The sequence below is a fragment of the Streptomyces sp. YS-3 genome, from assembly GCF_045257485.1.
GTDB lineage: Bacteria > Actinomycetota > Actinomycetes > Streptomycetales > Streptomycetaceae > Streptomyces.
Genome location: NZ_JBJHPC010000357.1, coordinates 1 through 7,586, shown reverse-complemented (window position 1 = coordinate 7,586; position 7,586 = coordinate 1). Strand labels below are relative to the sequence as shown.

At 73.5% G+C, this 7,586-nt stretch carries 6 protein-coding genes and 1 pseudogene; 4 read left to right on the top strand and 3 right to left on the bottom strand.

Going from position 1 to position 7,586, the window contains the following annotated elements:
• The coding region (locus tag ACJA3G_RS24875) for an alpha/beta hydrolase (protein ID WP_406555269.1) at nucleotides 1-1,118 on the top strand (1,118 nt) is incomplete at its 5' end.
• Between the two features lie 74 nt (nucleotides 1,119-1,192).
• On the opposite strand, the gene hemQ is transcribed toward ACJA3G_RS24875, so the two are convergent.
• Together hemQ and hemG are read right to left on the bottom strand one after the other, a co-directional pair.
• The gene (gene hemQ / locus ACJA3G_RS24870; protein WP_406555268.1) at nucleotides 1,193-1,906 is read right to left on the bottom strand and encodes a hydrogen peroxide-dependent heme synthase; all 714 of its coding nucleotides are present in this window, start codon (nucleotides 1,904-1,906) and stop codon (nucleotides 1,193-1,195) included.
• 4 nt (nucleotides 1,907-1,910) lie between these two features.
• On the bottom strand, nucleotides 1,911-3,350 hold the full coding sequence (hemG, locus tag ACJA3G_RS24865; RefSeq protein WP_406555267.1) for a protoporphyrinogen oxidase: 1,440 nt from the start codon (nucleotides 3,348-3,350) through the stop codon (nucleotides 1,911-1,913).
• 126 nt (nucleotides 3,351-3,476) lie between these two features.
• On the opposite strand from hemG, the gene ACJA3G_RS24860 reads away from it, so the two are divergent.
• On the top strand, nucleotides 3,477-4,856 hold the full coding sequence (locus ACJA3G_RS24860) for an FAD-dependent oxidoreductase (protein ID WP_406555266.1): 1,380 nt from the start codon (nucleotides 3,477-3,479) through the stop codon (nucleotides 4,854-4,856).
• A gap of 1 nt (nucleotide 4,857) precedes the next feature.
• On the opposite strand, the gene hemE is transcribed toward ACJA3G_RS24860, so the two are convergent.
• A complete protein-coding gene (hemE, locus tag ACJA3G_RS24855; RefSeq protein WP_406555265.1) occupies nucleotides 4,858-5,922 on the bottom strand; it encodes a uroporphyrinogen decarboxylase in 1,065 nt (354 codons plus the stop codon).
• A gap of 91 nt (nucleotides 5,923-6,013) precedes the next feature.
• On the opposite strand from hemE, the gene ACJA3G_RS24850 reads away from it, so the two are divergent.
• Nucleotides 6,014-6,664 (top strand): DUF3000 domain-containing protein, encoded by a 651-nt coding sequence (locus ACJA3G_RS24850; RefSeq protein WP_406555264.1) that lies wholly within the window; start codon nucleotides 6,014-6,016, stop codon nucleotides 6,662-6,664.
• 533 nt (nucleotides 6,665-7,197) lie between these two features.
• Nucleotides 7,198-7,586, top strand: a pseudogene (locus ACJA3G_RS24845) (response regulator); the annotation flags it as partial.

The following is a 7,586-nucleotide window of genomic DNA, read 5'->3' as shown; positions in this document are numbered from 1 at the left end:
CCCCCGCCCCGACCGACCCCTCGCCCTCGTACAAGCTGGAGCGGATCGCGCAGGCCAGGGCGTACGCGCGGGGCTGCGCGCGCAACGCGGGCGCGGCGCTGCGGCACTACACCAGCCTCAACAACGCGCGCGACCTCGATGTGCTGCGGGCCGCGCTCGGACAGCGGAAGCTGACGTTCGTGGGCGCGTCCTACGGCACGTACTTCGGCGCCGTGTACGCCACGCTCTTCCCCTCCCATGTGCGCCGGATGGTCTTCGACTCGGCGGTCAACCCCGACCCCAGGCAGATCTGGTACCGCAACAACCTCGACCAGTCACTGGCGTTCGAGAGCCGCTGGGAGGACTTCCGTGCCTGGGTCGCCCGGCACGACGGCGTGTACCACCTGGGCACCACGGCCGAGCAGGTCCTGGAGAACTTCGAGAAGGTGCGCGCCCGGCTCGCCGAGGAGCCGGCGGGCGGCAAGGTCGGCCCCGGCCAGCTCCAGTCGGCCTTCCTGAAGGCCGGGTACTACGACGACTACTGGGCGCTGCGGGCGACCGCGCTCTCGGCGTACCTCAAGGGCGACCCCAAGCCGCTGATCGCGCAGGCCTCGCCGCATCCGCAGGCGGCCTGGGACGACGAGAACGGGAACGCGGTGTACACGGCGGTCGAGTGCAACGACGCGCCCTGGCCGACGGAGTGGTCGGTGTGGGACCGCGACAACAGCGCGCTCGCGGAGATCGCGCCGTTCGAGACGTGGGACAACGCCTGGATGAACCTGCCGTGCGCCTACTGGCCGGCGCCCCGGCAGCGGCCGGTGAACGTGGGGGTGCGCCGCGGGAAGCTGCCGCCGACGCTGATCCTGGCGGCCGAACGGGACGCGGCGACGCCGTACCAGGGGGCGCTGGAGCTCCAGCGCAGACTGCCCGGGTCGGTGCTGGTGACCGAGAAGGACGCCGGTACGCACGGCATCGGCGGCGGGCCCAACGCCTGTGTCAACGGCTATCTGATGGACTACCTGCTGAGCGGACGGACGCCGGTGCGGCGCGCGTCGTGCGCGCCGCACCCGGAGCCGAACCCGGTGTCGCTGGACGAGCGGTCGGCGCCCAGGTCCGGGCTGCGGCCGTCCGCTCTCTGATCTTCCGGGTCAGGGGTGGGTCCGGGCCCGTCTCGGCGGGCCCGGTCACCGGGCATACGGGGTGGGGACGGCCGTCAGGCCAGGCCCGCCACCAGGTCCGCGACCGACTTGCGGCGGCCCGTGTAGAACGGGACCTCCTCGCGGACGTGCATCCGGGCCTCGGAGGCGCGCAGATGACGCATGAGGTCGACGATGCGGTGCAGCTCGTCGGCCTCGAAGGCGAGCAGCCACTCGTAGTCGCCGAGCGAGAACGAGGCGACCGTGTTGGCGCGCACGTCCGGGTAGCCGCGGGCCATCTTGCCGTGGTCGGCGAGCATCCGGCGGCGGTCCTCGTCGGGCAGCAGGTACCAGTCGTAGCTGCGCACGAAGGGGTACACCGACACGTAGTCGCGCGGGTTCTCGTCGGCGAGGAAGGCCGGGATGTGCGCCTTGTTGAACTCGGCGGGGCGGTGCAGCGCCATGTTCGACCAGACCGGCTCCAGGGCGCGGCCCAGCTTGGTGCGGCGGAAGAGGTTGTACGCGCTCTGGAGCTCGTCGGCGGTCTCCGCGTGCCACCAGATCATGAGGTCGGCGTCGGCCCGCAGCCCGGACAGGTCGTAGGTGCCGCGGACGGTGATGTCCTTGGCGGCGAGCTGGTCGAACAGCTCCTGGACCTCGTCGGCGAACCCGGCGCGGTCCTCGGGCAGCACGTCGCGCAGCTTGAAGACGGACCACAGCGTGTAGCGGATGACCTCGTTGAGGTCCTTCGCCTTCTTCCCTGCGTTCGGGATCTTTTCCGGTGCACTCATGAGGCTATTGTCCCGCGTCACGCTGAGTGTTCTGCGCCAGGGTCGACGTGGCGATGATCTCGTCGGCGGCGCGCCGGGCGCCGGCGACGCACGCGGGGATGCCGACCCCGTCGTACGCGGCTCCGCAGATCCGCAGGCCGGGCAGTTTCGCCACGGCGTCGCGGACGCGGGCCACGCGCGCGAGGTGGCCCACCGGATACTGCGGCAGGCCCCCGGTCCAGCGCGTCACCTCGCTGGCGACCGGTTTGGCGGCGAGACCGACCGCCTCCCCGAGGTCGCCGAGCGACATGGCCACCAGGTCGGCGTCGTCGCGCTCCAGGTGCTCCTCCTCGCCGTACCGCCCGATCGAGGTACGGAGCACGAAGAGGTCGGGGGCCCGGTCGGTGACCCACTGCCACTTGTACGAGGAGAAGGTGGACGCCTTGATCGTGCGGCCGTCGACGGACGGGACCAGGAAGCCGGAGCGGCGCTGCAGGTGCTCCAGGTCCGCGCGCCGGAACGCCATGGTGACCAGGGCCATCGAGGCGTACTCCACGGTCGCCAACTCGGCGGCTGCGGACGGGGACTCGGCGGCGAGCAGCGCGGACGCCGGGCCGGCGGGGGACGCGAGGACCACGCCGTCCGCCTCGATCGCGGGCGCCTCGGGCGAGTCCGTCCGCACCAGCCAGCCGGCGGCCGTGCGGGTCAGGGCGCGCACCGGGGTCCCGGTGCGGATGAGGCCTCCCCCGGCGCGGACCGCGTCGGCGACCGCGAGCGGCAGGGTGCCCATGCCGCCGTCGAGGCCCATGAAGACCGGGCTGCCGTCGCGCGGCCCGGCGGCGGCCTTCGCCTGGACGCGGGCGACGCCGTCGAGCAGCGAGCCGTTCTCGCGCGCGAGGGCGTAGAGCTGGGGCACGGCCGCGCGCATCGAGAGCCGGTAGGCGTCGCCCGCGTACACCCCGCCCAGGAGCGGTTCCACCAGGCGGTCGACGACCTCGCGGCCGACGCGGCGCGCCACGAACTCCCCGACGCCGATGTCCTCGCCGACCTCGGTGGAGGGCAGTTCGTGGTCCTGGGCGATACGCGCCAGGCCCTCGGCGGAGACGATCCCGGTGAGCGAGGCGGGGTCGGCCGGGACGCCCATCAGATGGTTCCTGGGCATCGGCCGCAGCACCCCGCGCGTCCAGATCGCCGCCGTCGCCGCGGGCGGCGTCAGCCGGTCCCCGAGGCCCACCTCGCGCGCGAGGGCGACGCCCTCGGGGCGGCGCGCCAGCATCGACTCGGCGCCGAGGTCCACCCGCGCGCCCGCGATCTCGCCCGCGAGCAGCTTGCCGCCGAGACGGCCGGCGGCCTCCAGGACGGTCACGCGCGCGCCGGACTCCAGCAGGCGGTGCGCGGCGGCGAGTCCGGAGATGCCGCCTCCGACGACGACGATGTGCGGTGCGCTGACGGCGGAGTTGTCCATGCGACCACTCTCTCAGACGGCGCCGACAGCCCCGCGCCGAGTGCCGCGCCGGGGAATTCCGGGGCGCTCCCGTACGTATCTTCCCCAGGAGAGCAGGTGCGCAAGGACCGGACGAGAGGGTGCGCAATGGCGGCGGAGCGACTGGTGGTCATCGGTGGTGACGCGGCGGGGATGTCCGCCGCGTCACAGGCCCGCAGGCTCAGGGGGCCGGACGACCTGGAGATCGTGGTGTTCGAGCGCGGCCACTTCACCTCGTACTCCGCGTGCGGCATCCCCTACTGGGTGGGCGGCGAGGTGACGGAGCGGGACGATCTCGTCGCGCGGACGCCCGAGGAGCACCGCCGGCGCGGCATCGATCTGCGCACGCGCACCGAGGCCGTGGAGATCGACACGGCCGGGAAGCGGGTGCGCGCCCGCGATCTGGAGTCGGGCGAGGAGTCCTGGACGGTGTACGACAAGCTCGTCCTGGCCACCGGCGCCCGCCCGGTCCGGCCCGACCTGCCGGGCATCGACGCGCCGGGCGTCCACGGGGTGCAGACCCTCGACGACGGACAGGCGCTCCTGGACACCCTGGCCGCGACGCGCGGGCGCCGGGCGGTGATCGTGGGCGCGGGCTACATCGGCGTGGAGATGGCCGAGGCGCTGCTGCGCCGCGCGTACGAGGTCACGGTGGTGACCAGGGGCGAGGAGCCGATGGCCACCCTCGACCCGGACATGGGCCGGCTGGTCCACGAGGCGATGGACGCGATGGGCATCACCACGGTCACCGGCGCCGAGGTCACCGAGATCCTGACGGATGAGGACGGCAGGGTCCGGGGGGTGGCGACGCAGGACGCCGAGTACCCGGCGGACGTCGTGGTGCTCGGCATCGGCGTCGAGCCGCGCACCGAGCTCGCCCGGAAGGCCGGGCTGCCGCTCGGCGAGCACGGCGGACTGCTCACGGACCTGGCGATGCGGGTGCGCGGCCACGACGACATCTGGGCGGGCGGCGACTGTGTGGAGGTTCTGGACCTGGTCTCGGGCCGCGAGCGGCACATCGCGCTGGGCACGCACGCCAACAAGCACGGCCAGATCATCGGCTCGGGCGTGGGCGGCGGCTATGCCACGTTCCCGGGCGTCGTCGGTACGGCGGTGAGCAAGGTCTGCGACCTGGAGATCGCCCGTACGGGGCTGCGCGAGCGCGAGGCGCGCGAGGCGGGCCTTCAGTTCGTGACCGCGACCATCGAGTCCACCAACAGCGCGGGGTACTACCCGGGCGCCGCCCTGATGACGGTGAAGATGCTCGCCGAGCGGCGTACGGGACGCCTCCTCGGCGTGCAGATCGTCGGGCGCGAGGGCGCCGCCAAACGCGTCGACATCGCGGCCGTCGCGCTGACGGCGGGGATGACCGTGGAACAGGTGGTGACCCTGGACCTCGGCTACGCCCCGCCGTTCTCACCGGTCTGGGACCCGGTCCTGGTCGCCGCCCGCAAGGCCGTCTCGGCGGTGCGGGCGGCGGGGAACTAGCTCAGCGCGCGGTGCGGGTGTGGACGTGGTCCACCAGGCGGGTCAGCGCGTCCGGGTCGGTCGTCGGCAGGACGCCGTGGCCCAGGTTGAAGACGTGGCCCTCCAGGCCCGCCGCCGCGTCCAGGATGTCGCGGGTCTTCTCCTCGACCGCCTCGGGCGTCGAGAAGAGGACCGCGGGGTCCAGGTTGCCCTGGAGCGCCTTGCCGGGGCCGACGCGGCGGGCGGCCTCGTCGAGCGGGACACGCCAGTCGACGCCGACGACGTCCGCGCCGGCCTCGCCCATCAGGCCGAGGAGCTCGCCGGTGCCGACGCCGAAGTGGATGCGCGGCACGCCGTACTTCTCGACCTCGCGGAACACCTTCGCGGAGGCCGGCATCACCGAGCGGCGGTAGTCGGCGGGGGCCAGCGCGCCCACCCAGGAGTCGAAGAGCTGGACGGCGGAGGCGCCCGCCTCGATCTGGACCTTCAGGAAGGCGCCGGTGATGTCGGCGAGGCGGTCGAGCAGGTCGGCCCACAGCTGCGGGTCGCCGTACATGAGCGCCTTGGTGTGCTCGTGGTTGCGGGACGGGCCGCCCTCCACGAGGTAGCTCGCCAGGGTGAAGGGCGCGCCCGCGAAGCCGATCAGCGGCGTCTCGCCGAGCTCGGCGGTCAGCATGCCGATCGCCTCGGTCACGTAGTGCACGTCCTCGGGGGTGAGGTCGCGCAGCCGGTCGAGGTCCGCGCGCGTACGGATCGGCTGCGCGACGACCGGGCCGACGCCCGGCTTGATGTCGAGGTCGACGCCGATGGCCTTGAGCGGCACCACGATGTCGCTGAAGTAGATGGCCGCGTCCACCTTGTGGCGGCGTACCGGCTGGAGCGTGATCTCCGTGACCAGCTCGGGCCGCATGCACGACTCCAGCATCGGGATGCCCTCGCGCACCTTCAGGTACTCGGGCAGCGAGCGCCCCGCCTGCCGCATGAACCAGACCGGCGTGTGCGGAACCGGCTCCCGGCGGCACGCCTTGAGGAAGGCGGAGTCGTACGTCTGTGTCGGCGGGCCCCAGGGGCGTGCGTTGGCGTTCACGCCCAGAATCTTCGCACGTGGCGACAAGCCGTCCGCCGGGCCCGGGTGTCCCTACCGGCGCCGGGCGGCCGTTCCGCCTAGTCTTCCCCGCATGGCTGCCGCTCAGGGACGAACTTCGGATGGCGCCGGCGGCACGGACAGCGCGGACGGCAGGACCGTTCCGCTCGTCTTCCGCCAGGCGGTCGACGGGCTGCGGGGCGCACGGCTGCGTCCCGAGATCGAGGTCGACCCGACCCGGCCACCGCAGCGTCTGGCGCCGCACGCGTACGCGCTGGAGGCCGCGGTCGTCGACAACGACCAGGACCTCGCGGACGGCCGGCTGGTGCTGCTGCACGACCCGGCCGGGCACGACGCCTGGCAGGGCACGTTCCGGCTGGTCACGCTGGTACGGGCGGAGCTGGAGCCGGAGATGGCGGCGGACCCGCTGCTGCCGGAGGTCTGCTGGTCGTGGCTGACGGGCGCGCTGGAGGCGCGGGGGCTGTCGTACGGGGAGGCGAGCGGGACCGTGACGCGGGCCGGCTCGTACTACTTCGGCGGGCTCGCCCAGCGGCTGCCGGCGACACAGATCGAGATCCGGGCGTCGTGGACCCCGCGTGAGGGGCATGGCGGGGTGCCGGACTCCGCGGCGCATCTCGCGGCCTGGTGCGACCTGCTGTGCCAGGTGGCCGGGCTGCCGCCGGTGCCTTCCGCGTCGGGGGACGCGGGTGTCGTCACGCTGCCGCAGCGGCGGGACCCCCGCTAGGCGCTCCGCTTTCGCCGCGCCGGGCGGTCTTCGGCATGCGGGCCGCGGGGGCTTCTCGCGTCCGCGCGCGGGCCGCACCGGGTTGTCGGGCGCGCCGGTGTCCGTCGGGGCCCGTCGCGCCGACGCCGGTCACGGCCCCGCGCCCCCGAGGGACGCTCTCGCGCCGCCGGCTGTCAAGGGTCCGCGCCCCCAAGAGGCGCCTCGCGCCGCGGGTATCAGGGATCCGCGCCCCCCGAGCGGCGCTCTGGCGCCGCCAGGTGTCAAGGCCCCGCGCCCCGAGGGGCGCCCTCGCGCCGCCGGTGTCAGGGGTCCGCGCCCCGGAAAGCCGCCCGGTGAGTCCCACAAGGCTCGTCCTGCCACTCCCCCATCGATCGCCTGTCCTAATTGCCCTAAATGTTTCTCACCAAATCGTGATCATTCCCTAAAGGCGGACGGGCTGACTGCCGAAGAGGTCAGTGACCCTATCTGCACGGTTCGCCCCGGCTTCATCCCCGAGCCGGCTCCGTCCCGCACCCTTCCCCCCAGGAGGCCTGGTGTCCGTTCTCCTTGAGCAGCCCGCAAGCCTGGTCGCCTACCGCCCGAACAAGCCGACGGCCATGGTCGTCGTCGCCGACCCCCGAGTCCGCTCCACGGTCACGCGCCATCTGTGGGCTCTCGGAGTACGGGACGTCATCGAGGCGTCGTCCATCGCGGAGGCACGTCCCCGCGTCGGCAACCCGCGCGACATCTGCGTTGCCGACGTCCATCTGCCCGACGGTTCCGGGCTCACCCTGCTGTCCGAGACCCGCGCCGCGGGCTGGCCCAACGGTCTGGCCCTGTCGGCCGCCGACGACATCGGCGCCGTGCGCAACGCCCTCGCGGGCGGCGTGAAGGGCTATGTCGTCACCGGTACACGGACCAACATCGGCCACCCCACCCGCCC

Coding starts and splice junctions, on each gene's coding strand:
- hemQ (WP_406555268.1), bottom strand. CDS start 1,906: ATGAGTGCACCGGAAAAGATCCCGAACGCAGGGAAGAAGGCGAAGGAC.
- hemG (WP_406555267.1), bottom strand. CDS start 3,350: ATGGACAACTCCGCCGTCAGCGCACCGCACATCGTCGTCGTCGGAGGC.
- ACJA3G_RS24860 (WP_406555266.1), top strand. CDS start 3,477: ATGGCGGCGGAGCGACTGGTGGTCATCGGTGGTGACGCGGCGGGGATG.
- ACJA3G_RS24850 (WP_406555264.1), top strand. CDS start 6,014: ATGGCTGCCGCTCAGGGACGAACTTCGGATGGCGCCGGCGGCACGGAC.